The organism is Burkholderia cenocepacia, from assembly GCF_900446215.1.
GTDB classification, from domain to species: Bacteria; Pseudomonadota; Gammaproteobacteria; order Burkholderiales; family Burkholderiaceae; genus Burkholderia; species Burkholderia cenocepacia.
Window position 1 is genome coordinate 273,213 of record NZ_UAQZ01000002.1, and the last position, 22,787, is coordinate 295,999.

The following is a 22,787-nucleotide window of genomic DNA, read 5'->3' on the forward strand; positions in this document are numbered from 1 at the left end:
GCCACACGGCATCAACGACATTCCTCGACGTATCGAAGCACGGTCATCCGACCAGCCGGTGCGCGAGGATTTTGAAAGTCACCACGCAAGGAGATCACCATGTCCAAGCTCATTCAACAAGCCAGCCGTTTCGTTCGCGATGAAGATGGCGTGACCGCCATCGAATACGGCCTGATCGCCGCGCTGATCGCAGTCGGCATCATCCTCGCGCTGTCGACCATCGGGAAGGACCTCAAGACCGTGTTCAGCACGATCGCGGCCGACCTCGATTCGGCGGTGGCAGGCATCTGATGGAGCGTGCCGCGGACGGCTCGGCTGGTGCAGCGTTCGAGCCGTCCCCGGCCATCCGACCAACCGGAAACCGGAGACCATCATGCAAGCCATCATGCGTGTCGCACGTTGCTGGATCGCCGACGAACGAGGCGTGACGTCGATCGAATATGCGCTGCTCGCGTCGATGTTCGCCATCGCGGTACTGGGTAGCGTCGTCACGCTGAAGGGCTCGCTCGGCGCTGCGTACGAGATGATCGCCGCGGCCGTGACGGCTGCCGTGACCACCGCCGTGACCACCGCGCTGTCCATGGTTTCCTGATCCACCGATTCGATTCGCGAGGTTCGCCATGTTTCCCGTTGCGCCGCCTTACCCGGTTCCGTTGTGCGTGACGCTGCTCGCGGTCGCCGCGGCCAGCACGGACATCGCGACCCGTCGCATTCCGAATCGTCTCGTCTTGCTCGGCCTGGTCGGCGCATTGATCGCCCAGTGCCTGTTGCACGGCGTGCCGGCGGGCGTGCTCGGCTGGCTCGCCGGGGCGGCAACCGGCTTCGGCCTGCTGCTGCCGTTCTACCTGTTGCGCGGAATGGCGGCGGGCGACGTGAAGCTGATGCTCGCGATCGGCGCGTGGGTCGGCGCGGAAATGACCTTTTACATCGTGCTGGCCACGTTCCTGGCCGGCGGGATCGGCGCCATCGCCTACGCGCTGCTGCGCGGGCGGATGCGCCAGATGTGGGCGAACGTGCGCACGCTGATCGTGCGGCGCTCGCCAGCGGCGCGCGCCGAGGCCGACGACGGCCCCGCCGGGATCACATCGGTCGGCACGCTGCCGTACGGTGTGGCGATCGCGGCCGGCACGCTGGGCATGCTGTTCGCGTCGTGCGCATAGCGCGGCGGTTCCGTCACGAAGACGCAACGAGGACGCAACGATCATGAACACGAACCACACCGAACCGAGACGCGACGCGCAGGTGGCACACCTGCCCGATCCGCTGCCGTCGCGGGAGGTCCATACGAAGCTGGGCGCGCAGCTGCCGTCGGCGCCGCGCTCGCTCGCGGAAACCGGGCTGAGCATGGCGTTCGTCGGCGGCCTCGTGCTGAAGTCGACGCTGGTGCTCGGTCGCCCGTCTTACGGCGATCTGGTCGAGCGGCACTGCCTGCCGCTCGCGGTGCTCGACGAAGTCTTCGCGTTCCTGGTGCGCGAGCATCTGGTCGAGTTGACCCATCGCGGCGCGACTGATCTCGACGTGACGTTCCGCCTGACCGATGCAGGCCGCGTGCTCGCGCTCGAGGAACGGGAACGCAGCGGCTACAGCGGGCCCGCGCCGGTGACGCTGGATGCGTACCTCGCGAGCGTGGCCGCGCATTCGGTGCGCAAGCTGCACATCGGCCAGAGCGACGTGTGGGCCGCATTCGAAGGCGTCGTGATCGACACGGCGGTGCTCGATGCGGCGGCCGCCGCGCTGAACGCGGGCCGGCCGCTGCTGATCTACGGTCCGGCCGGCAGCGGCAAGACCTTTCTCGCCGAACGGCTCGGCGCGCTGATGCACGGCCGCGTGCCGGTGCCGTACGCGATCTGCGCGGCCGGCGAAGTGATCCAGGTCTACGACCCGCTCGTGCACGTCGACGCGGAAGCCGCGGGCGCCGGCCAGTCGGTCGATCGCCGGTGGCGCCTGTGCGAACGGCCGGTCGTGATGTCGGGCGGCGAGCTGACGCTCGACGAGCTCGACCTGCGGCGCGACGAAGCGGCCGGCTTCTATCAGGCGCCGCCGCACATGAAGGCGAACATGGGCATGTACGTCGTCGACGATCTCGGTCGCCAGCGCGTCGAGCCGCGCGACCTGCTCAATCGCTGGCTGCGTCCGCTCGATCGCGGCGTCGATTTCATGACGCTCGAATCCGGCAACCGCTTCGTGCTGCCGTTCGACGTGTGGCCGGTGTTCTCGAGCAACCTCGCGCCGGAGCAGTTCTGCGACGACGCGTTCATGCGCCGCCTCGGCTCGAAGCTGCACGTCGGCGCGATGTCGATCGACGACTACCGCGCGGTGTACGACGCCGCTTGCGCAGCGCTCGGGCTCGTGTCGGCGAGCGATGCGTTCGAGTTCCTGCTGCATCGGCTGCATCTGCCGACCGGCAAGGCGTTTCTCGCGTGCTTTCCGGCGGACCTGCTGCGCCTCGTGGCCGCCGGCGCGCGTTACCGCGGCGATCCGCCCGAGGTGACGCACGACGCGCTGTACGACGCGTGGGCGAGTTACTTCGGCGCGGCGCCTGAACGGGACGGCAGCCATCCGCCGCCCGTCGAGCGCGGAGGCCGTACGTTCGTCACCGGTTGAGCGGTTTCTTTCACGATTCGTCGAGGAGCATTGCCATGAAAAACAGTCGAGCGGTCATGATGCTGGTCGTCGCGATGATCGCGGGTCTTGCCGCGGTCGTATTCGCTTCCCACTGGCTGATGCAGACATCCACGAACTCGGTCACGTCCGTCGCGGTGGCCACCACCGACCTGAACCTGGGCGAGCCGCTCGGGCCGAACCAGATCCACATGGTGAGCTGGCCGTCCGGCAGCGTGCCGACCGGCGCGTTCACCGACACGAAGGCGCTCGAAGGGCGGGTCGTGCGCACCAGCCTGTCGCGCGGCGAGCCGGTGATCGAATCGAAGCTCGCGCCGGTCGGCACGAAGGGCGGGCTGTCCGCGGTGATCGCCGACGGCAGCCGCGCGATCACGGTGCGCGTGAACGACGTGGTCGGCGTCGCGGGCTTCGCGCTGCCGGGCAACTACGTCGACGTGATCGTCAACACGCAGGAACAGCAGGGCAAGACCGACGGGCAGAGCATCTCGAAGATCGTGCTCGAGCACATCCTCGTGCTCGCCGTCGCGCAGCAGGTCAGCCGCGACGACACGGCGCCGAAGGTGGTCAACGCGGTGACGCTGGAAGTCACGCCCGACCAGGCCGAACGGCTCGACCTCGCGCGCAGCGTCGGCACGCTGTCGCTCGTGCTGCGCAACCAGGTCGACCAGAAGACGCTGAACACCGACGGTGCGACCAAGCTCACGCTGCTCGGCAAGGAGCCCGCACCGGCAGCGCCGCCGGCGCCCGTCCACGTACGGCCGGTCCGCGTGCACGTCGCCTCGCACGCGGCGCCGGACGTGCGGCGCGACTGCGTCGGCGTGCTGACCGGCGTGAAGGGCAGCGTCGAATGTTTCTGAAGCAGATCGAACCAGCCAGACCAACAAACCGGCCGCCGGCAACGCGCGGCGGCCTTGGAAGTCGATAACCGGCACGGCGCCGGTCTCTCGGGGGATCAGACGAAATGAAGATCAAACCGCAACGCACAGGTACCGGCCCACTGCGCACACGCGTCGCACGGGGCACGATGATGACCGCGATCCTCTGTTCGGGATGGCTGACCGTGTATGGCGCGCTCGCGCAGGAAGGCATCGAATCGGCGGTGCTGACGAAGGGCGGCGCCAGCGCGCCGGCCGCGGTCGGCAAGGGGCCGATGCAGATGACGATCAGCATGGCGCCGGTGCCGGCCGCCGCGCCCGCCGCATCGGCGGGGCCGCTGCGCGGGCCGAACTGCGTGGGCGCCGTGCGCGAATCGACCAGCGTCGCCGTGCCGCTCGGCAAGTCGCTGCTGGTGCCGATGCCGGAGCCGGTGCGCAACCGGACGATCGGCAATCCGGCCGTCGCGCAGGCGACGATGGTATCGCCGCAGACGCTGTACATCCTCGGGCTGGCGGTCGGCACGACCAACATGATCGTGCAGGGCAAGAGCGGTGCGTGCCGCGTGATCGACGTCGCGGTCGGCGCGGATGCCGGCGGCCTGCAGGCGTCGCTGCTGCAGCTGATGCCGAACGAGCGCGACATCCACGTGTCGACCGCGGCCGGCACGATCGTGCTGGCCGGCACCGTGTCGAGCTCGCAGGCCGCGCAGCAGGCCGTGCAGATCGCCCATGCGTACGGCGACAGCGCGGGCGATGCTGCGGGCGGCGGCAAGCAGGGCGGCGGCGTGCTCAACATGCTGAATGTCACGTCGCCGCAGCAGGTGATGCTCGAGGTGAAGGTGGCCGAGGTGTCGAAGACGCTGATCAACCAGATGGGCAGCGCATTCAACATCCAGGGCGGCTTCGGTTCGTGGAGCGGTGCGCTGGTCAGCAACCTGCTCGCGGGCGTCGCGAGCGGCGCGGTGTTCAACAAGGCGAACAACCGGCCGTTCAGCATCGCGGCCGACGCGCAGAACACCGACAACCTCGTCAAGATCCTCGCGGAGCCGAATCTCGTGACGATCAGCGGCCAGGAAGCGACGTTCCTCGCCGGCGGCAAGATCTTCATCCCGATCCCGCAGAGCAGCGGCAACGGCACGTCGTCGATCACGCTGCAGGAAGAGGAATTCGGCGTCGCGCTGAAGTTCACGCCGACCGTGCTGGCCAACGGCCGGATCAGCCTGAAGGTCGCGCCGGAAGTGTCGGAGCTGTCGCAGACGGGCGTCACGCTGAGCGCGACCAACATCGGCGGCACGTCGATCCTGCCGCTGATCACGACGCGGCGCGCATCGACGACGGTGCAGATGAGCGACGGCGAATCGTTCGCGATCGGCGGGCTGATCAAGGACAACGCGACCGGCGCGCTGAAGGCGATCCCGGGTGTCGGCGAAGTGCCGGTGCTCGGCGCGCTGTTCCGCAGCACGTCGTTCCAGCAGGATCGCACCGAGTTGATCTTCCTGATCACGCCGCACCTGGTGAAGCCGCTGCAGACCGCGGACGTCGCGCTGCCGACCGACAGCTTCTCGAAGCCGAACGAAGTCGACGTGTATGCGACCGGCAACATGGAAGGCCGTGGCGGCGTGCGCAAGGCAGGCGCGCAGCCGATGCAACCCGCGAACGGCGCGGCCGCCGCCCCGCAGACCCCGGCCCAGGCCCCGGCGCCCGCGCCGACGCCGCACTCGGAAGCCCCGGGCGCACCGGCCGCGCTGCCCGCGCCGCGTGCTCCGCAGGACGCCGACGTGCAGCCGCCGGCGCCGGCCGAGCCGCCGAAGGCGCCGGCGCCGGTCGCGGCCGCCGCCCCGCAGCCCGACCCGGCCACCGCGGCGCGTGTCGCGCGCATCGAAGCCGCCGCCGCGCGCCTCGCGGCAGCGGGCGCCGAACCGTCGGCCCAGCCGGCGGCGCGCCAGAAGCACCGGATCGCGGCGGCGCCCAAGGCGCAGATCGCGCGCGCCGGCGCGGAACCCCAGTCCACCGATCGTTGAAGCCATCCAAGGGGAAGCTCATGAAATCCGCCTACCTCGTATTCGTGCGCCGCGCGGCGCTCGCCGTCCCGCTCGCGTTCGCGCTTGCCGGCTGCATGTCGTCGACCCCGGTGTGGGACAGCCGCTTCGGCGACTCGGTCCGCACCGTGATGCAGGCCCAGATCATCGATCCGCATGCCGGCGAGCATCCGGCGTCGGCGTCGGGGATCGACGGCAGCGCCGCCGCGGCCGCGCTCGACAACTACGACAAGTCGTTCAAGCAGACCGTGCCGCCCGCCAATGCGTTCGTGATCGGCATCGGCAAGGCTACCCAGTAACGACACCACGCTCAGGGAGAACGCCATGAACAGCGCAGCCCGCCATCCGAAAGTCACGCGTCGCGGCCTGCATCGCCAGCGCGGTGCCGTCGCGATCATCGTCGGCCTTTCGCTGGCGGTGATGATCGGATTCGTCGGGCTCGCGCTGGATCTTGGCAAGCTGTACGTCACGCGCAGCGAACTGCAGAACAGCGCCGATGCCTGCGCGCTGTCCGCCGCGCGCGACCTGACTTCGGCGATCAGCCTGTCGGTGGCCGAGGCCGACGGCATCGCCGCCGGCCACCTGAATTTCGTGTTTTTCCAGAAAACGTCGGTGCAGATGTCGACGAATGCGAACGTCACGTTCAGCGATTCGCTGACCAACCCGTTCCTGACCAAGAGCGCGGTCACGAAGCCGGCGAGCATCAAGTACGTGCAGTGCACCGCGACGCTGAGCAACATCGCGCACTGGTTCATCGAGGTGCTGAACGTGCTGCCGGGCACGAAGCTCGCGAATGCGGCGGAAGTGTCGGCGAGCGCGATCGCGACCGTCGGCGGCGGGCAGACGACCTGCGCGATTCCCGTGTTCGTGTGCCGCGGCCCGTCCGATCCGGCCTACAAGGTCGGCGACTGGATCTCGTCGCCGTCCGGGTCGTCGTCGACCTACGGGCCCGGCAACTTCGGCTGGGCGGCGCTCGACGGCTCGACGAACGAGACGACGCTCGCGAGCGAGCTGTCGGGCAATACCTGCAACATCACGAGCCCGCCGGACCTGAGCACCACGGGCTTGAAGTCGGCGGCGCAGCGGGCCTGGAACACGCGCTTCGGGATCTATACGAACGGCGCGAACGGCTCGAGCGGCCAGCCCGACTTCACCGGCTACGCGTACGTCGGGCCGAACTACGGGCCGCCGGGAACACCGGGCATCAAGGGTGACGCGTACACGCAGTTCGTGGCCGACCGCGCGAGCTTCAAGCCTTACCAGGGCGACGGCGCACCGCCGTCGGGCAGCGGCATCGCGACCAACGGCACGGCGACGGCGAGCAACTACCAGACGTTCGGCGGCGATCGCCGCGTCGCGCTCGCGCCGGAGGGCGACTGCTCGACGCTGTCCGGCAGCAGCGGCAAGGTGCACATCACGCAATGGGATTGCGTGCTGATGCTCGATCCGCTGCCGTTCAGCGCCGGCAGCGGCCCCGTGGTGGCGCACCTCGAATACCTCGGCTCGTCGGTTTCCGGCAACAACCCGTGCGCGACGCACGGCTTGCCCGGCAGCGGCAGCGCGTCCGGAACCCAGGTTCCGATGCTCGTTCGATAACGGAGAGACGATCATGAAGAAGCCGTCGATTCGTCGTTCGCGCGCCCGCGGCGCCGTCGCCGTCGAGTTCGCGCTCGTGCTGATGCCGATGATCATGCTGGCGACCGGCGTGGCGGAGTTCGGCCGCGCGATCTACCAGTACGAGACGCTGACCAAGGCGACCCGCGACGCGGCGCGCTACCTGTCGGTCTGGCTGCCGACCGACAGCGCGTATCCGGTGGCGCAGGCGCAGTGCCTGGTCGTGTACGGCAGCACGACGTGCGGCTCGGCCGGCAGCGAGCTGGTGCCCGGGCTCAAGACGTCGATGGTCACGATCTGCGACGCACAGCACACGACCGGCTGCAGCGACGCATCCGACCCGTCGCAGTTCGCGAACCTGCCGACCTACGACGCGGACAACAACAGTTCGTCGAGCGGCTCGGCGGCGGGCGCGATCAACGTCGTCGAAGTGAAGATCAGCGGCTACAAGTACCAGCCGATTCCCGCGTACCCGGGACTGCCGTCGATCACCTTCGGCAACATCGTCACCGTGATGAGGCAAGTGTCATGAACGCACGCCGCTTTCCGCCATCACACCGGCGCGCCCAGCGCGGCGTCGCGATCGTCGAGTTCGCCCTCATCGCGTCGGTGCTGATCATGCTGCTGATCGGCATCTTCGAATTCGGTCGCGTGCTGTTCTACTGGAATACCGCGAGCGAGGCCGTGCGTCTCGGCGCGCGCACGGCGGTCGTCTGCGACGTGAACGCCGCCGGCGTCGTGAAGCGCGTGCGGTCGCTGCTGCCGCTGCTGTCGGACGCGAACGTGTCGGTCAGCTACACGCCGACGAGTTGCGACATCAACACGTGCTCGTTCGTGACGGTGAGCGTCACGAACGTCACCGTCAAGACCATGATCCCGTTCGTGAACGTCACGGTCAGGATGCCGCCGTTCACGACGACGCTGCCGCGCGAAAGCCTGAGCTCCGCGACGGGCGGCTCCGCCTGCAACTAATCGAACACACGAGGCACACGACATGATCAACATCCTCGTAGCTTCCGACGATACCGCGCGGCTCACGCAGATCGCGCGTCTCGTGGCCGACTGCGGACGCTATCGCACGACCCGTGCGACCGGCCGCCCGTCGCAGATCGAGCATCGCACCGACGGGCTCGACGCGTTCGACATCCTGCTGGTCGACGGCACGTCGCTCGAGCCGTCCGAGCTGCCGGCGATCGAGCGCATCTGCCGCGCGCACGCGGGCCTGACCTGCATCCTCGTGACGGCCGACGCGTCGCCGCACGTGCTGCTCGACGCGATGCGCGCCGGCGCACGCGACGTGCTGCAGTGGCCGCTCGACCCGCAGGCGCTCGGCCACGCGCTCGGACGGGCGGTCGCGCAAAGCACGCGGCGCGATACCGACGACACGCGGATCGTGTCGTTCATGTCGTGCAAGGGCGGGGCCGGCACGAGCTTCGCGGCCGGCAACGTCGCGTTCGAGATCGCCGAGGGCTTCAAGCGCCGCGTGCTGCTGATCGACGTGAACCAGCAGTTCGCCGACGCGGCGTTCCTCGTCAGCGACGAAACCCCGCCGTCGACGCTGCCGCAGCTGTGCGCGCAGATCGAGCGGCTCGACAGCGCGTTTCTCGACGCGAGCGTCGCGCACGTGACGGAAAACTTCCACGTGCTCGCGGGCGCCGGCGACCCGGTCAAGGCCGCCGAGATGCGCGAGGACGCGCTCGAGTGGATTCTCGGCGTCGCCGCGCCGCGCTACGACTTCGTGATCTTCGACGTCGGCGTCGGCATCAACCCGCTGTCGATGGTCGCGCTCGATCGCAGCGACCAGATCCAGATCGTGCTGCAGCCCGCGATGCCGCACGTGCGCGCCGGCCGCCGGCTGCTGGAGATCCTCGTGTCGCTCGGCTACTCGACCGACCAGCTGCGGCTGATCGTGAACCGCGCGACGCGCGCGAGCGAGCGGACCCGCACCGCGCTCGAGGAAGTGCTCGGCCTGCAGGCGGCCTGCACGATTCCCGACGACGCCGAGACCGTGCTCGAAGCGATCAACCAGGGCCATCCGGTGTCGCGGCTCGCGCGCGGCTCGGCGGTCGCGCGTGCGTTGCAGGGCTGCGCGAAGCAACTCGTCGACGGCGACGTGCGCGCGGGACGCAGCGCGACGCACAGCGAACCGTTGATGTCCCGGCTGTTCGGCCGCAAGGCCACGCCGAAGCTCAAGTCGATGTAATTCTTTCGGGGAATCATCATGTCATTGCGCGAACAGATGTCCTTGCACCGGGCCCAGCCGCTGGCGGCAGGCAACGAACCGGCCGGCCCGGCGCATTCGTCGGTGCGCGACGCATACCAGAAGCTGCGTCGCGAAATCCACCTGGCCGTGCTCGAGCGCGTCGAGCTCGAGCGCCTGTCGCGGCTGCACCAGGATCAGGTCCGCATGGAGATCGGCGCGCTGATCGCGCGCATCCTCGACGAGGAGCGGCTGCCGGCGAACGACATCGAGCGGCGCCAGCTCGCGATCGACGTGTACGACGAGATGTTCGGCTTCGGCCCGCTCGAGGCGCTGCTGCGCGACCCCGGCATTTCCGACATCCTCGTGAACACCTACCGGCAGGTCTACGTCGAGCGCTGCGGCCAGCTCGAACTGACCGACGTGACGTTCTACGACGACGCGCACCTGATGAAGGTGATCGAGAAGATCGTGTCGCGCGTCGGGCGCCGCATCGACGAATCGAGCCCGATGGTCGACGCGCGGCTGCCGGACGGTTCGCGCGTGAACGCGATCATCCCGCCGTCCGCGATCGACGGGCCGCTGATGTCGATCCGGCGTTTCGCGGTCAACCCGCTGAAGATGGACGACCTGGTGCGCTTCCACAGCCTGACGCCGCCGATGGCCGAGCTGCTCGACGCGCTGTCGCGCGCGAAGGTGAACGTGCTGGTGTCGGGCGGCACCGGCAGCGGCAAGACGACGCTGCTCAACATCCTGTCCGGCTTCATTCCGCGCAACGAGCGGATCGTGACGATCGAGGACGCCGCCGAGCTGCAACTGCAGCAGCCGCACGTGCTGCGGCTCGAAACGCGTCCGCCGAACATCGAAGGCAAGGGCGAGATCACGCAGCGCACGCTGGTGCGCAACGCGCTGCGGATGCGCCCGGACCGGATCATCCTCGGCGAAGTGCGCGGCGCCGAAGCGCTCGACATGCTCAACGCGATGAACACCGGCCACGAAGGCTCGCTCGCGACGATTCACGCGAACACGCCGCGCGACGCGCTGACGCGGCTCGAGAACATGGTCAGCGTCTCCGGCCTCACGCTGCCGCCGAAGACGATGCGCCAGCAGATCGCGTCGGCGATCTCGGTGGTCGTGCAGGCGGCGCGGCTGACCGACGGCAAGCGCAAGATCATCAGCATCCAGGAACTGACCGGAATGGAAGGCGACATTATCAACATGCAGGAGATCTTCACGTTCAAGCGCACCGGCGTGGACCGCGACGGCTCGGTGCGCGGCCACTTCTGCGCGACCGGCGTGCGGCCGAAGTTCGTCGAGCGGCTGCAGGCGTTCGGCATCAACCTGCCGGATTCGCTGTACGACCCGTCCGTGCGTTACGAGACGGATTGACGCCAGGGCGCCGTGTGCTGCCGGGGAGAGGCCTCATGAATGCGATCTTTTACGGTTTTGTGATTCTCACCTTCGTCGCGGTCGTGCTGTCGATCGAAGGCATCTATCAATGGTGGAACGCGCGGCACGGCACCGCCGCGCGCCGGATCGAATCGCGCATTCGGGCGATGTCGGCCGGCGGCAACGTCCAGCAGGAGCGGCTGTCGATCCTGAAGAAGCGGATGCTCGACGAGTCGAAACCGTTCGACCGGCTGCTGCTGCGCCTGCCGCGCGTGCATACGCTCGATCTCGTGATCCAGCAGTCGGGCCTCGACTGGACGCTGCCGAAGCTCATCACGCTCAGCGCGACGTTCGCGGCGCTCACGTGGTTCGTGGCCAGTTTCATGCGGTTGCCGCAGCTCGTCGCGGTGCCGCTCGCGCTGTTCGCCGGCTGGCTGCCGATGCTGTACGTGCTGCGCTGCCGCGCCCGGCGGATGCGCAAGCTCGAGCGGCAATTGCCGGACATCTGCGACATGATCGCGCGCGCGCTGCGTTCCGGTCATTCGTTCACGAGCACGCTCGGGATGGTCGGCGACGAGTTTTCCGAGCCGATGGGCGGCGAATTCCGCGTCACGTTCGACGAGGTCAACTACGGCGTGTCGTTGCACGACGCACTGATGAATCTCGCGACGCGCGTGCCGGTGCAGGATCTGCGCTACTTCGTGATCGCGGTGCTGATCCAGCGCGAGACGGGCGGCAACCTCGCCGAGTTGCTCGACAGCATCGCCGGGTTGATCCGCGAGCGCTTCAAGCTGTTCGACAAGGTGCGCGTGCTGTCGGCGGAAGGGCGGCTGTCCGCGTGGATTCTCGGGCTGCTGCCGTTCGGCACCGCGGCGGTGATGGCGCTGCTGAACCGCGAATTCCTGTCGGTGCTCTGGGAGGATCCGGCCGGGATCCGGATGGTCGGCACGATGCTGGTGTCGATGCTGTTCGGCCTGTTCTGGATCCGCCGTATCGTCCGCATTCGCGTCTGACGCGCGAGCCGAATAACGAACCGTTGCGAGGTTGTCATGCAAAACCTGAGCGTGGTCCAGGCCGTGATGCTGGGCGGCTTGTTCATCTTCGTGGCCGGCGGCGTGCTCGTCGCGATGCTGCTGTTCGCGCCGCGCAGCATCCAGCGCCGGATCGAGCAGGCGGGCGGCGCCGGGGCGGGCGCCATCGCCGGCCCGGGCGACGGCGACGACCTGGCGTCGCGCTGGGTCGCGAAGCTGGTCGAGTTGTCCACCCCGATCTCGAAGCTGTCGGTGCCGAAGGAGGGCTGGGAGAATTCGCCGCTGCGCATCCGGCTGATGAATGCCGGCTGGCGCAACCCGAGCGCGGCCGCGCTGTACTTCACCGCGAAGACGATGCTCGCGCTCGGCCTGCCGTGCGCGGCGCTGCTGGTGCTGATCACGACGTCGCTTGGCGACGAGCGCGCGCTGCTGTCGGTGATCCTCGTGGCGCTCGCGGGAATCGGCTACTACATCCCGAACGTGGTGCTGTCGCAGCGGGTCAAGGTGCGCCAGCAGAAGATCTTCGAGGATTTCCCGGACGCGCTCGACCTGCTGACGGTGTGCGTCGAAGCGGGGCTCGGGCTCGACGCGGCGCTGATGAAGGTGAGCGAGGAGCTGCGGTTTCGCAGCGAGGTGGTCGCGAGCGAACTCGACCTGCTGCTGCTCGAGATGCGCTCCGGCTTCACGAAGGAGACGGCGCTGCGCAATCTCGCGCTGCGCACCGGCGTGGAGGACATCGAGTCGTTCTGCGCGATGCTGATCCAGGCCGACCGGTTCGGCACGAGCATCAGCGAATCGCTGCGCGTGCTGTCCGACATGCTGCGCACGCGGCGCCGGATGCGCGCGGAGGAACGGGCGGCGAAGATCGCGCTGAAGCTGCTGTTCCCGCTGATCTTCTGCATCTTCCCCGCGCTGATGGTGGTGCTGCTCGGCCCGGCGATGATTCACGTCTATCGCGTGCTGCTGCCGACGTTCGTTGGCATCGCGCAGTGAGCGGCGCGCGGATGCGGCTTCGCGCGCATCGATAAAGGCTGGATGTGCCGGCCCCCGGGCCACCCGCTGGCCATCCGGCGGCCGGCACGGCAACAGGCTTCATGGAGGCTCCCTCCCCAGGCGGCGCCGCGAGACAGGTCGACCATAGCGGCGTCAATGCATCCTGGACCCATGGTCGGCCATGGAACAAGCCGTAGTCCACCGCCTTCACGGCTGCCCCCTACTGCTAACCCGTTGAAGCGGCGGCGCCCCGTAGCGGGGCAGCCGGCGCGCCGCGCGTCACTGGAAGTGATGCACGTAGCGCAGCACCATCCGCGTGCCCTGCGGCCGGTTGCGTGCATAGGTCTCGAAGTACGCGTTGAACAGCAGGTGATCGTGCGGCGAGAAGCTGATCATCGCCCCCGGCCCGATCGCGAATACTGCTTCGCGCGTGCCCGGCACGTCCTGCCCGTTGGCCTTCATGTCGGTGGTCTGGCGCAGCCAGTAGCCGTTGAGCCCCAGCCGCAGGCCGGGCCGCACTTCGTACTCGGTCGCGAAGTTCACGTGGAGCGCCTGGCCGGCCTGCGTCGACGTCACGTCCGGGCCGAGTGCCGTGGCCGGCTGATGGTTGGTCGCGTTCCACAGATAGTGCAGCCGCCACGACACGGTCCATTTCGGCGTGAGCCACAGCGTCGCCGCCCAGTACGGATCGAACGACCAGAAATGGCTGCCGGGATTGATCGCGCGCGACGGATCGTACGCGCCGGTCGGCACGATGAACTGGAATTCGACGCGCTGCGCGAAGCGCGGGCCCTGCGCACCCATCACCGGGTCGAACTGGATGAACGGGCCGATCAGCAGATCGCCGAAGCCGGCGCGCGCATTCAGCGCGACGTTGCCGATGCCGTCGTCGGTGCGCGCGGACGCAATCCACGGCAGGATCACGTCGAGGCCCGGATGCATGCCCGCGAACGTCAGCGGCGACTGATAGACGAGCTGGCTCAATCCGGCGAACAGGTCGATGTCCTGCTTCGGCAACCCGACCTTGTTGCCCGCATTGTCGTTGACGCGGCCGGCCGTGTAGTACTGCAGATACTGCGTGCCGTACCAGCCGGCGCCGGCCGGCGGCATCCCGTCGAGGAAACTGGTCATGCCGAGGTTGACCGCGGGCAGGTCGGCCGCCCGCGCGGGGCCGGCGAGGCCGGCGATCGCGAAGCCTGCGGCGACGAGCAGGCGAGAGCCGATTTTCATGTTCACCACCTTCTGGTTATTCGTTTGTATGACTAATTAAAAGGAACGTAAAAGATCGGGATGATCGGTGATCGCGCGATACTGGCCGGCATGGAACACGAGCGGCGCCTTGCCGAATGCGTCGAACCGTTCGATCTCGCCGATGAAGAGCAGGTGGTCGCCGCCTGCGTAGTGGCCGACGTTGCGGCACACGAAGCGCGCGCTCGCGCCGGCGAGGCACGGCACGCCGCCGCTCTCCGATGCGACGTGCGGCACGCCGTCGAACTTGTCGGCGCTGGGTGTCGCGAAGCGCCGCGACAGGTCGATCTGGTCGTGCGCGAGGATGTTGATCGCGAAGTGCGTGGCCGCGACGAAATCCGGGCGGCTCGGCGCGACCTTGCGCAGGCTCCACAGCACGAGCGGCGGATCGAGCGACAGCGACGAGAACGAATTCGCGGTGAGGCCCACCTTGCGCCCGTCGGCCGCGCACGTGGTGATCACGGTGACGCCGGTCGGGAACTGCCCGAACGCGGCGCGCAACTGCATCGGGTCGAGGGCCGCGCGGTCGGTAACGGTCGTTTCCATGGCGGTTACTCCGCACGCACGCTGTGTTCGCGGATCAGCGCCGCGCAGGCCGACGGTTCGAACCACCACGGCGCGAACCGGCGCGGGTCGTCGAAGCCGTCGACGATCGTTTTCGCGAGCGACGGCGACTGGCCGGCCGCGCCGAGCAGTTCGAGAATGTGCGGCGGCGGCGGGGTGAGCAGCGAGTTGGTCCAGCGCACGACATGCTGCGCATAGGCCCAATAGCCTTCGAAGGTCTGCTGCATCCAGTCTTCGCCGAACGGCGCGGCGCCGCGCGCGACGATCGCGTCGAAATACGCGTTCGCGCATTTCGCGGCGTTGTTCGAGCCCTGGCCGGTGATCGGATCGTTCACCACCACCGCATCGGCCATCCCGAACACGGTGCGGCCCGACGGCAAGCGGAAGAACGGCTTTCGCACGGTCGGCGCGAAACGTCCGGCCAACGTGCCGTTCGGATCGGTGAGTTCGACGTCGCGGCAGCGTTCGAATTCCCACGGCACGTACTGCTGCAGGAACGACAGGCTGCGGTCCAGATGCTGCTCGGGCGTCTTCACGTCGGCCCAGCAGTCGAGCGGGCCGCCCGGGATGCCTTCGAACACCATGATTTCGCACGGGCCCGTGGTGGTCAGCGCGGGAAACACGAAGTACTCGCCGATGCCCGGCAGCAGGTTGAAGCGCACGCGCGAATACGGCTCGCTCGGCGTCATCCCTTTCACGTAGGTGAGGGCCAGCGCGCGCTGCGGGCGGTCGAACGGGCTGCGTGCGTCGTCGCGTCCGAGCAGGCCGACGATGTCGCCCTTGCCGGCCGCGAGCAGCACGAGGTCGTGGCTGCGCGCGAGTGCCTCGAGTTCGGGCACGCCGATGTCGGCGATGCGCACGTCCGCGCCGCGGCGGCGCACGCCGTCGAGCCAGTCGGCCATCTTCACGCGCTGGTCGACCGACTGCGCGTAGCGGGTGAGGCGCGACGACCAGTCGATCGCCTTGCGGCCGTGGCCGTCCGGGTGCGGCACCGCGATGCCGATGCCTTCGACGGCCGGGCACGCTTCCTCCCACGTATTCAGGCCGAGATCGCGCTCGATCTGCAACGACGTGTGGAACATGCACTGGCTCGACATGACCTTGCCCGTGCGAATCTGCTCCGCATCGCGGTTGGTCGCGAGCGTGACGTGGTAGCCCTGGTCGAGCAGGGCGAAGGCGAGTTGCAGGCCGGACTGGCCGGCGCCGACGATAGCGATGCGTCTCATGGGAATGTCCTCGGTTGGCCGCGTGACGGCCGGAATGGTTGCGGGAAGCAGCGGCGACGCGGCACGGTCACTCCGCGAGCCGCGGAATCGCCGGCACCGCCTGTTCGGGGCCCATCGCGGCATAGCCGCCGTCCACCGCGTAGTCGGCGCCCGTCACGAAGCTCGCCGCGTCGCTGCACAGGAACGTGACGACCTGCGCGACTTCCGACGGATCGCCGACGCGCCCGAGCAGGTGGAACGGCGCGGCGACGCGATCGGTCTTCGCGCGGTCGCCGCGCGTCATCTCGTCCATCACGCGCGACCAGGTCCAGCCCGGCGATACCGAGTTGACGCGGATGCGATCGGGCGCGAGATCCATCGCCATGCTGCGCGTGAGCTGGCGGATCGCGGCCTTCGAGGTCGGATACAGCCAGCGGCCGGTTTGCGCGCACTGCGCGGAGATCGAGCTGAAGTTCACGATCGCGCCGCCGCCGCGCCGGGCCATGTGCGGATGCACGGCCTTCGCGAGCATCGCGGCCGACACGACGTTGACGTCCATCGCGGCAAGCCAGTCGTTGCGGGTCGCGTGGATGCCGTTGTCGACATAGCTGCACGCGAGGTTGACGAGCACGTCGATCGCGCCGAACCGCTCGACGATCGCCGCGACCGCGCGCTCGATCGCACGGTCGTCGGTGATGTCGAGCGCGAGGAACAGCGCCCGTTCGCCGAGCGACGCGGCCACGCGTGCGCCGTTGTCCGCATCGAGATCGAGGATCGCGACGCATGCACCGGCGCGGCTCAGGTCCTGCGCGACCGCGGCGCCGATCAGCGTGGCGCCGCCGGTGACGAGCGCGACTTTGCCAGCAAGGGCATTCATGGAGTGTCTCCGGGCATCGTGGGGTGAGGGAAGGGGCGCGTCAGTGCGCATCCGCCGATGGCGTGCTGTCGTGCCAGCGGCGCATCAGGCCGTTCGACGGGACGGTTTCGTCGAGCAGCTTGCGGGCCGTGTCGACGCCCGCCACCGGCAGGCCGGCCGGGTCGAGCAGGCCGATCTGCACGAGCACGCTCGCCTGGTCCCAGTAGATGTGCTCGTGATAGAGCTTGTCGCCGCGAAACTTGACGATCGCGACGAGCGGAATCTCGACGCGCTTGCCGGTCGGCGCGACGCCCGGCAGCATCCAGTCGATCTCGGTGGTGTGCGTGAAGCGGAACAGCAGCTCGTCGACGATCTGGCTCGCGCCGATCGTGCGCGAGATCGGCGTGATCGTCGTGTCGGGCGGATTCGCATGCACGAAGTGATGCGTGTAGAAGCGCTTGAGCTCGTCGTGGCCGACGCCGCCCGTCAGCGTCGGAATATGGTTGACGTACGGCTCGGCGACCATCGTGGCCATCGTCGCGTCGACGTTGCGCGTGTCGAACTCGTGCTTCAGGTGCGTTTCCCACAGCGCGGACAGGTCGTAGCGCGGGCCGAGCGCGGCGCGGAACGCGGCGATCGCGCGCTGGTGGGCCATGACCGCGGCGGCCTTGTCGAAATGATCGCCGCCGGCGCGGGCGAATGCATGATCGACGCCGGGGTAGACGTAGACTTCGACGCCGTCGCGGCCCGCCAGCGCAGCCGCGATGCGCTGCTGCGCGTCGGGCGGGCAGAAGCGGTCCAGCTCCGCGATCTGCAGCACCAGCCGCCCGTGCAGGTGCGCGGCTTCGTCCAGCGCGTGCTCGATGCCCACGCCGTAGTAGCTGACCGCCGCGGCCACGTCCGGCAGCCGGCACGCGGCGAGATACGCGAGCTTGCCGCCGAGGCAGTAGCCGAGCACGCCGGCCTCACCCGTGCATTCCGGCCGGCGGCGGAGCACGGCCAGCGCGGCGCCGATGTCCTCGACGCCCTTGTTTTCGTCGTATTCGCGGTAAAGGGCCATCGCGCGCTCGAAATCGGCCGCCGTATCATCGAGCTCGATGCCCGGGGCCTGGCGCCAGAACAGGTCCGGCACGAGCACCGTATAGCCTTCCTCGGCGTAATAGTCGGCCACGTCGCGCATCGTCGCGTTCGCGCCGAAGATCTCGTGACAGAGCACGATGCCCGGCCCGGTGCCGCCGGCCGGCGTGCTCAGGTACGCGCGGAACGCGCCGCCGTCCGGCGATGGAATCTCGATGTGACGTCCGTTCATGGGTCCCTCCATGCGGTTGGTTTCGGTGACGGCCCAGTATTGGCGGCCGAAATGGGCGTTTCTATCCGCTTTCTTCGGCCGGTATCCGCGAATTCCGGAAACCTGCGGCAGCGGCTGCCACAGGCCGGCGGGCCGGGGCCGAGTGCGGGTATGTGCGGATGCGGAAGGCCCGCACAGTTTTCTACGATGCGCGAACGGTCTGCTTCTTGCGTGGCTTGCGCGGGACTTGCGTGTTTCGTAGGACGGACTGTCCGGATACTCCGGACGCTGTCCGGATCGTGCGACGGATTCCCCGATAGCGGGAATGCATGCACGGCGCGAGTGCGATCGAGCACGACGGGAGAACTTCGATGGCGCAATTTTTCGAAACCGGCTGGCTGGCCGATGCCGCCTGTTTCAATCACGACACGCTGCTGCTGCAGTCGAACGACGTCGACGAGGTGCGCGCACGCGTGGCCGATGTGTTCAAGCCGCACCGGCTCACGCCGACCGGCGAATCGCGCGCGCTGCACAGCTGCATGCACCATGCGCGCTGGGGCAACCTGTCGTTGAACCTGCTCGATTACGGTGGCGGCGTCAGCATCGAGCCGGGGCCGCTCGAACATTTCTTCCTGCTGCAGATTCCGCTGCGCGGCGACGCCGAGATCGAATGCGGCGCGACGCGCTTCGTGTCGTCACCGGGCACCGCGTCACTGCTTTCGCCGACGCTGCCGTTGAAGATGCGCTGGGGCGACGCGTGCCCGCAAGTAATCCTGCGCATCGAGCGCGAAGTGATGGAGCATCACGCGCAGCGGCATTTCGGCGACGACCGGCGTGCGAGCGTCGAATTCGAACCGGAATTCAGCCTGTCGTCGCCGCAGGGCGCCTGTCTCGCGCAACTACTGCCGGTGCTCGCCGGCGCGATCGCGACGGACGCGCATCCGTTGCGCCATCCGCTCGCGTTCGAGCAGCTCGAATCGACGCTGCTCAACCTGCTGCTGCACGGCCACCCGAACAGCGCACGCGACGGTGCGCGGCCTCGGCCGACCGCGCTCGCGCCGTTCTATGTGCGACGCGTCGAGGAATACATTCGCGCGCATCTCGACGAGCCGCTGACGATCGAACGGCTCGCCGATCTCGCCGGCGTCAGCCCTAGCACGCTGTTCGCCGGCTTTCGCAATCGCCACGGAATCACGCCGATGGGCTTCGTGCGGCAGTTGCGGCTGCAACATGTCCGCGAGGAACTGCTGGCCGACGACACGCCGGGGCTCGCGTCGGTCACCGATATCGCGCTGAAATGGGGTTTCGCGCACCTCGGGCGCTTCGCGATCGAGTACAAGCGGGTGTTCGGCGAATCGCCGTCGGCGACGCTCAGGATGCGGCGCGTGCGGGGGTGAACGCGACGGCGGGCGCGCTGTCCCGCCGTGGCTAAGGGCTAAGGGCTAAGGGCTAAGGGCTAAGGGCTAGGGGCTAAGGGCTAAGGGCTAAGGGCTAAGGGCTAAGGGCTAAGGGCTAAGGGCTAAGGGCTAAGGGCAATGCGGCCGGCGGCCCGGCGGGGTGCGCCGGGCGCGGCCGCTTGCCGGAACGTCTACGTCACACCGTGCCTTTCTTCAGATCCTCGATACACGGAATGCCCGCGCGCCGTTTCGGCCGCAGGAATTTCGGCACCGTGGGCGCCTGGCCGACGCCCGCGTGGCTTTGATCGGCCTTGGGCTTCAACGCGGCCGGCTTGACCTTGTGCGGCAACCGGCAGCCGCCGGCCGGCAGGTCGCCGTACGGATCCTCGTCGGCCGCCGCCGCGGGGGCCGCCGGCATCGCGGGCGCGGCCGCCGCGACCAGCATCGGCGCGAACGGCAACGCATGCACCCGCTCGCCGGTCAGCACGAACGCCCCGTTGGCCACCGCCGGCGCGATCGGCGGCACGCCGGCGTCGCTCAGCCCGGTCGGCTGAGCGTCCGACGGAACGAAGAAGACATCCACCGGCGGCGCTTCCTGCATGCGTATCGGCGAATAGTCGGCGAACCCGGCGTTGCGGACCGCGCCATGGTCGACGTCGATCGCGAAGCCCGGCTTCGTCGTCGCGAGACCGAACAGCGCGCCGCCCTGGATCTGCGCTTCCGCACCGGTCGGGTTGACGATGCGCCCCGCATACACGCCGGCCGTCACGCGATGCACGTGCGGTTGTTGCGCTTCGATCGACACTTCCGTCACGTACGCGACGACCGAGCCGGCCGTTTCGTGCATCGCGACCCCCCACGCGTGCCCGGCCGGCAGCGTGCGGATGCCGTAGCCGGACTTGTCGACGGCCAGCGCGAGCGCCTGGCGATGCGCGGTGTGCTCGGGGCCGGCCAGCCGCGCCATCCGGTACGCGACCGGATCCTGCCGCGCCGAGTGCGCGAGCTCGTCGACCAGCGTTTCCATCACGAACGCCGTATGCGTGTTGCCGCCCGAGCGCCAGGTCTGGACCGGCACGTCGGCGTCGGTCTGATGGACCGATACCTGCATCGGGAAGCCGTACGGGCTGTTCGCGACGCCTTCGGTCAGGTTGGGATCGGTGCCGCGCTTGAGCATCGTCGTGCGCTCGAGCGGCGAGCCCTTCAGCACCGACTGGCCGACGACCACATGCTGCCAGTCGCGCACCGCGCCGCTGCCGTCCACGCCGATGTCGACGCGATGCAGCACCATCGGGCGGTAATAGCCGCCGCGCAGATCGTCCTCGCGCGTCCAGATCGTCTTGACCGGGCCGAGATGGCCGGCCGCGAGGTACGCGGCGGACACGTGGGCGGCTTCGACCACGTAGTCCGACGTCGGCGTCGAGCGCCGGCCATAGTCGCCGCCCGACGTCAGCGTGAAGATCTGGACTTTCTCCGGCGCGACGCCGAGCGCCTTCGCGACCGCCGCGCGGTCGCTCGTCTGCAGCGACGAGCCGCCCCAGATCTTGATCCCGCACGCACAGTTGGCGGGACCGACGTCCACCGTGCAACTGAGCGGCTCCATCGCCGCATGCGCGAGATACGGAAATTCGTAATCCTTCCGAATGCGCGCGGCCGCCGGCGGCGCGCTGCCCGCGTCGGTCGTGCGCACCACGGTGCCCGGCGTGCCGGCGAGCTGCTTGTACGCCTGCATCTGTTCGGATGACGTGACGGTCGAGCCGGCGTCCTTCCACGTGATCTTCAGCGCATCGCGGCCGAGCTTGGCCGGCCAGTAGCCGTTCGCGATCACGGCCACGCCGGTGCCGCCGCGATCGGTCGGAATCTCGACGACCTCGACCACGCCCTTGACGGCGCGGGCCGCGGCCGCGTCGTAGCTCGCGACCTTGCCGCCGAAGCGCGGCGGGCGCGCGACCACGGCCACCATCGTGTCCGGCAGACGCCAATCCATCCCGTACTTGAGCGTGCCGTCGAGCATCCCGCGCGCGTCGATGCGCGGCGTCGGCTTGCCGATGATGCGGAACTGGTCCGGCGACTTCAACGACACCCGCTGCGGTACCGGCATCGCCATCGCGGCCGGTGCGAGTTCGCCGTAGGTCGCGCGGTAGTTGCCGGACGTCACGACACCGTTCGCCGTCCGGCAGGTGGCGGGATCGACGTTCCAGCGCTGCGCGGCCGCGGCGACGAGCATCGCGCGAGCGGAGGCGCCGAGTTCGCGGTACTGCGCGAACGAGTGATTGACCGACGTCGAGCCGGCCGTCATCTGGATACCCGTCACCGGGTCCTTGTACGGCTCGCCCGCCGGCGCGAGCACGGTGCGCACGTTGCGCCAGTCGGCATCGAGTTCGTCGGCCAGCGCCATCGGCAGCGCGGTGCTGACGCCCTGGCCGGACTCGGTGCGGTTGACGGCAACGGTCACGGTGTTGTCCGGCGCAATGATCAGGAATGCTTGAGGTGGCGAAGGCTGAACGGTTCTGCCGGCTTCGGCCCGCGCCCGCGTCGGCGCGATGCCGAGCGCGAGGCAGCCGCTCGCCGCCATCGTCAGCTTCAGGAAGCCGCGCCGGCCGGGCATCGGAGCATCGGCTCCGGTGACGGAGGATGCATCGCGGTGGGGGGCGTCGGCGCTTGCCGGACGCCCGAAAGTGCGGATACGCATGGTCAAAGTCTCCCGGCAGGCTCAGGCAAGCGCGCGAGCCGCATCGTGAATCGCGGCACGGATGCGCTGGTAAGTCGCGCAACGGCACAGGTTGCCGGCCATCGCACGGTCGATGTCGGCGTCGGTCGGCGCCTTGTTGCCGCGTAGCAGGCCGGCCGCGCTCATCATCTGGCCGCTCTGGCAGTAGCCGCATTGCGCGACGTCGTGCCGGAGCCACGCGTCGAGGACGGCCTTGCCGACCGCATCGTCGGCGAGATGTTCGGACGTCGTGATGCGCGCATTCCCGACCGCCGACAGCGCCAGCGTGCAGCTTCGGGCCGGGCGGCCGTCGACATGCACGGTGCAGGCGCCGCAGTCGCCGGTGCCGCATCCGAACTTGGTGCTGGTCAACCCGAGGTTGTCGCGCAGCACCCAGAGCACCGGCGTCGACGGATCGGCGTCGATCTCGGCCGGCCGGTCGTTGATATTCAACGTCACCATCGTGAAGTTCTCCCTTGGACACCTCGTTATCGCCCGCGGACCAAAAAGACAATGCGGCGGATCTGAATCAATTAAAGCAGATCCGGTAAAAAATCGGCATCCGGGAATTTGAGTTTTTTGCCTTTCTTAATAATTTGCGTGATTAATTTAATAAGAATCGCTTTCATCCGGAATGAAAAGTAGTTAATGAAGATGAAAGAGTGTTGAGTTTTGCCAAAAAAATGTCGGCCCCATGGAAAACGTTTGCGAGTCGGGCCTATATTTGACTCGCGATCACTCCGGGAGACACGTGGATCG

The 22,787-nt window shown here is 68.4% G+C and carries 22 protein-coding genes; 15 read left to right on the forward strand and 7 right to left on the reverse strand.

Translation table 11 applies throughout. The features are described from left to right. The first annotated feature begins 99 nt into the window (after positions 1-99). The 14 genes from DTA15_RS10440 (at position 100) to DTA15_RS10505 (ending at position 12,763) form a co-directional block, all read left to right on the forward strand. Complete coding sequence (locus DTA15_RS10440) at positions 100-291, forward strand: Flp family type IVb pilin (RefSeq protein ID WP_006483622.1); 192 nt, start codon at positions 100-102, stop codon at positions 289-291. Between the two features lie 82 nt (positions 292-373). Further along, on the forward strand, positions 374-592 hold the full coding sequence (locus DTA15_RS10445) for a Flp family type IVb pilin (protein WP_006498088.1): 219 nt from the start codon (positions 374-376) through the stop codon (positions 590-592). A gap of 28 nt (positions 593-620) precedes the next feature. Next, positions 621-1,160: an A24 family peptidase gene (locus DTA15_RS10450; protein ID WP_006483615.1), complete on the forward strand. Its 540-nt coding sequence runs from the start codon at positions 621-623 to the stop codon at positions 1,158-1,160. Positions 1,161-1,203: 43 nt separating this feature from the next. Beyond that, on the forward strand, positions 1,204-2,604 hold the full coding sequence (locus DTA15_RS10455) for a DUF8689 domain-containing protein (RefSeq protein WP_006483623.1): 1,401 nt from the start codon (positions 1,204-1,206) through the stop codon (positions 2,602-2,604). A gap of 35 nt (positions 2,605-2,639) precedes the next feature. Continuing rightward, positions 2,640-3,479, forward strand: a complete 840-nt coding sequence (gene cpaB / locus DTA15_RS10460) for a Flp pilus assembly protein CpaB (protein ID WP_006483619.1) — start codon at positions 2,640-2,642, stop codon at positions 3,477-3,479. 104 nt (positions 3,480-3,583) lie between these two features. After that, entirely contained in the window at positions 3,584-5,518 is a 1,935-nt protein-coding gene (locus tag DTA15_RS10465) for a type II and III secretion system protein family protein (RefSeq protein ID WP_012493712.1), read from the forward strand. 20 nt (positions 5,519-5,538) lie between these two features. Then, entirely contained in the window at positions 5,539-5,835 is a 297-nt protein-coding gene (locus tag DTA15_RS10470; protein ID WP_006486293.1) for a hypothetical protein, read from the forward strand. A gap of 25 nt (positions 5,836-5,860) precedes the next feature. Further along, positions 5,861-7,132 (forward strand): pilus assembly protein TadG-related protein, encoded by a 1,272-nt coding sequence (locus DTA15_RS10475; protein WP_006486279.1) that lies wholly within the window; start codon positions 5,861-5,863, stop codon positions 7,130-7,132. A gap of 13 nt (positions 7,133-7,145) precedes the next feature. After that, positions 7,146-7,682, forward strand: coding sequence for a TadE/TadG family type IV pilus assembly protein (locus tag DTA15_RS10480; RefSeq protein WP_006486283.1), 537 nt, complete (start codon positions 7,146-7,148; stop codon positions 7,680-7,682). Next, complete coding sequence (locus tag DTA15_RS10485; RefSeq protein WP_006486285.1) at positions 7,679-8,122, forward strand: TadE/TadG family type IV pilus assembly protein; 444 nt, start codon at positions 7,679-7,681, stop codon at positions 8,120-8,122. The genes DTA15_RS10480 and DTA15_RS10485 overlap by 4 nt, the downstream gene beginning before the upstream one ends. A gap of 22 nt (positions 8,123-8,144) precedes the next feature. Beyond that, complete coding sequence (locus DTA15_RS10490; protein ID WP_006486290.1) at positions 8,145-9,353, forward strand: CpaE/TadZ family protein; 1,209 nt, start codon at positions 8,145-8,147, stop codon at positions 9,351-9,353. Positions 9,354-9,371: 18 nt separating this feature from the next. Continuing rightward, positions 9,372-10,739: a TadA family conjugal transfer-associated ATPase gene (locus DTA15_RS10495; RefSeq protein WP_006486287.1), complete on the forward strand. Its 1,368-nt coding sequence runs from the start codon at positions 9,372-9,374 to the stop codon at positions 10,737-10,739. 35 nt (positions 10,740-10,774) lie between these two features. Continuing rightward, a complete protein-coding gene (locus DTA15_RS10500; protein ID WP_006486281.1) occupies positions 10,775-11,752 on the forward strand; it encodes a type II secretion system F family protein in 978 nt (325 codons plus the stop codon). A 36-nt stretch (positions 11,753-11,788) separates the two neighbouring features. Then, positions 11,789-12,763, forward strand: coding sequence for a type II secretion system F family protein (locus tag DTA15_RS10505; protein WP_006486292.1), 975 nt, complete (start codon positions 11,789-11,791; stop codon positions 12,761-12,763). Positions 12,764-13,042: 279 nt separating this feature from the next. Here DTA15_RS10505 and DTA15_RS10510 read toward each other — a convergent pair whose 3' ends face one another. The 5 genes from DTA15_RS10510 to DTA15_RS10530 all read right to left on the reverse strand — a co-directional run bounded on the left by DTA15_RS10510 (position 13,043) and on the right by DTA15_RS10530 (position 17,945). Further along, entirely contained in the window at positions 13,043-13,993 is a 951-nt protein-coding gene (locus DTA15_RS10510) for a SphA family protein (RefSeq protein WP_012493713.1), read from the reverse strand. Positions 13,994-14,029: 36 nt separating this feature from the next. Continuing rightward, the gene (locus DTA15_RS10515; RefSeq protein WP_006486282.1) at positions 14,030-14,557 is read right to left on the reverse strand and encodes a flavin reductase family protein; all 528 of its coding nucleotides are present in this window, start codon (positions 14,555-14,557) and stop codon (positions 14,030-14,032) included. A 5-nt stretch (positions 14,558-14,562) separates the two neighbouring features. Beyond that, positions 14,563-15,801, reverse strand: coding sequence for a styrene monooxygenase/indole monooxygenase family protein (locus DTA15_RS10520; protein ID WP_006486286.1), 1,239 nt, complete (start codon positions 15,799-15,801; stop codon positions 14,563-14,565). Positions 15,802-15,868: 67 nt separating this feature from the next. Beyond that, the gene (locus DTA15_RS10525) at positions 15,869-16,657 is read right to left on the reverse strand and encodes an SDR family oxidoreductase (RefSeq protein WP_006486288.1); all 789 of its coding nucleotides are present in this window, start codon (positions 16,655-16,657) and stop codon (positions 15,869-15,871) included. A 40-nt stretch (positions 16,658-16,697) separates the two neighbouring features. Continuing rightward, positions 16,698-17,945, reverse strand: a complete 1,248-nt coding sequence (locus DTA15_RS10530) for a dienelactone hydrolase family protein (protein WP_006486280.1) — start codon at positions 17,943-17,945, stop codon at positions 16,698-16,700. 350 nt (positions 17,946-18,295) lie between these two features. On the opposite strand from DTA15_RS10530, the gene DTA15_RS10535 reads away from it, so the two are divergent. Then, the gene (locus tag DTA15_RS10535; RefSeq protein ID WP_012493714.1) at positions 18,296-19,321 is read left to right on the forward strand and encodes an AraC family transcriptional regulator; all 1,026 of its coding nucleotides are present in this window, start codon (positions 18,296-18,298) and stop codon (positions 19,319-19,321) included. Between the two features lie 196 nt (positions 19,322-19,517). On the opposite strand, the gene DTA15_RS10540 is transcribed toward DTA15_RS10535, so the two are convergent. Both DTA15_RS10540 and DTA15_RS10545 read right to left on the reverse strand, forming a co-directional pair. Next, entirely contained in the window at positions 19,518-22,010 is a 2,493-nt protein-coding gene (locus tag DTA15_RS10540; RefSeq protein ID WP_012493715.1) for a xanthine dehydrogenase family protein molybdopterin-binding subunit, read from the reverse strand. Between the two features lie 21 nt (positions 22,011-22,031). Then, on the reverse strand, positions 22,032-22,490 hold the full coding sequence (locus DTA15_RS10545; protein ID WP_006489065.1) for a (2Fe-2S)-binding protein: 459 nt from the start codon (positions 22,488-22,490) through the stop codon (positions 22,032-22,034). Positions 22,491-22,787 lie beyond the last annotated feature (297 nt).

Coding starts and splice junctions, on each gene's coding strand:
- DTA15_RS10505 (WP_006486292.1), top strand. CDS start 11,789: ATGCAAAACCTGAGCGTGGTCCAGGCCGTGATGCTGGGCGGCTTGTTC.
- DTA15_RS10525 (WP_006486288.1), bottom strand. CDS start 16,657: ATGAATGCCCTTGCTGGCAAAGTCGCGCTCGTCACCGGCGGCGCCACG.
- DTA15_RS10445 (WP_006498088.1), top strand. CDS start 374: ATGCAAGCCATCATGCGTGTCGCACGTTGCTGGATCGCCGACGAACGA.
- DTA15_RS10520 (WP_006486286.1), bottom strand. CDS start 15,801: ATGAGACGCATCGCTATCGTCGGCGCCGGCCAGTCCGGCCTGCAACTC.
- DTA15_RS10480 (WP_006486283.1), top strand. CDS start 7,146: ATGAAGAAGCCGTCGATTCGTCGTTCGCGCGCCCGCGGCGCCGTCGCC.
- DTA15_RS10495 (WP_006486287.1), top strand. CDS start 9,372: ATGTCATTGCGCGAACAGATGTCCTTGCACCGGGCCCAGCCGCTGGCG.
- DTA15_RS10475 (WP_006486279.1), top strand. CDS start 5,861: ATGAACAGCGCAGCCCGCCATCCGAAAGTCACGCGTCGCGGCCTGCAT.
- DTA15_RS10455 (WP_006483623.1), top strand. CDS start 1,204: ATGAACACGAACCACACCGAACCGAGACGCGACGCGCAGGTGGCACAC.
- DTA15_RS10470 (WP_006486293.1), top strand. CDS start 5,539: ATGAAATCCGCCTACCTCGTATTCGTGCGCCGCGCGGCGCTCGCCGTC.
- DTA15_RS10450 (WP_006483615.1), top strand. CDS start 621: ATGTTTCCCGTTGCGCCGCCTTACCCGGTTCCGTTGTGCGTGACGCTG.
- DTA15_RS10490 (WP_006486290.1), top strand. CDS start 8,145: ATGATCAACATCCTCGTAGCTTCCGACGATACCGCGCGGCTCACGCAG.
- DTA15_RS10535 (WP_012493714.1), top strand. CDS start 18,296: ATGGCGCAATTTTTCGAAACCGGCTGGCTGGCCGATGCCGCCTGTTTC.
- DTA15_RS10515 (WP_006486282.1), bottom strand. CDS start 14,557: ATGGAAACGACCGTTACCGACCGCGCGGCCCTCGACCCGATGCAGTTG.
- DTA15_RS10545 (WP_006489065.1), bottom strand. CDS start 22,490: ATGGTGACGTTGAATATCAACGACCGGCCGGCCGAGATCGACGCCGAT.
- cpaB (WP_006483619.1), top strand. CDS start 2,640: ATGAAAAACAGTCGAGCGGTCATGATGCTGGTCGTCGCGATGATCGCG.
- DTA15_RS10440 (WP_006483622.1), top strand. CDS start 100: ATGTCCAAGCTCATTCAACAAGCCAGCCGTTTCGTTCGCGATGAAGAT.
- DTA15_RS10465 (WP_012493712.1), top strand. CDS start 3,584: ATGAAGATCAAACCGCAACGCACAGGTACCGGCCCACTGCGCACACGC.
- DTA15_RS10530 (WP_006486280.1), bottom strand. CDS start 17,945: ATGAACGGACGTCACATCGAGATTCCATCGCCGGACGGCGGCGCGTTC.
- DTA15_RS10500 (WP_006486281.1), top strand. CDS start 10,775: ATGAATGCGATCTTTTACGGTTTTGTGATTCTCACCTTCGTCGCGGTC.
- DTA15_RS10510 (WP_012493713.1), bottom strand. CDS start 13,993: ATGAAAATCGGCTCTCGCCTGCTCGTCGCCGCAGGCTTCGCGATCGCC.
- DTA15_RS10485 (WP_006486285.1), top strand. CDS start 7,679: ATGAACGCACGCCGCTTTCCGCCATCACACCGGCGCGCCCAGCGCGGC.
- DTA15_RS10540 (WP_012493715.1), bottom strand. CDS start 22,010: ATGCGTATCCGCACTTTCGGGCGTCCGGCAAGCGCCGACGCCCCCCAC.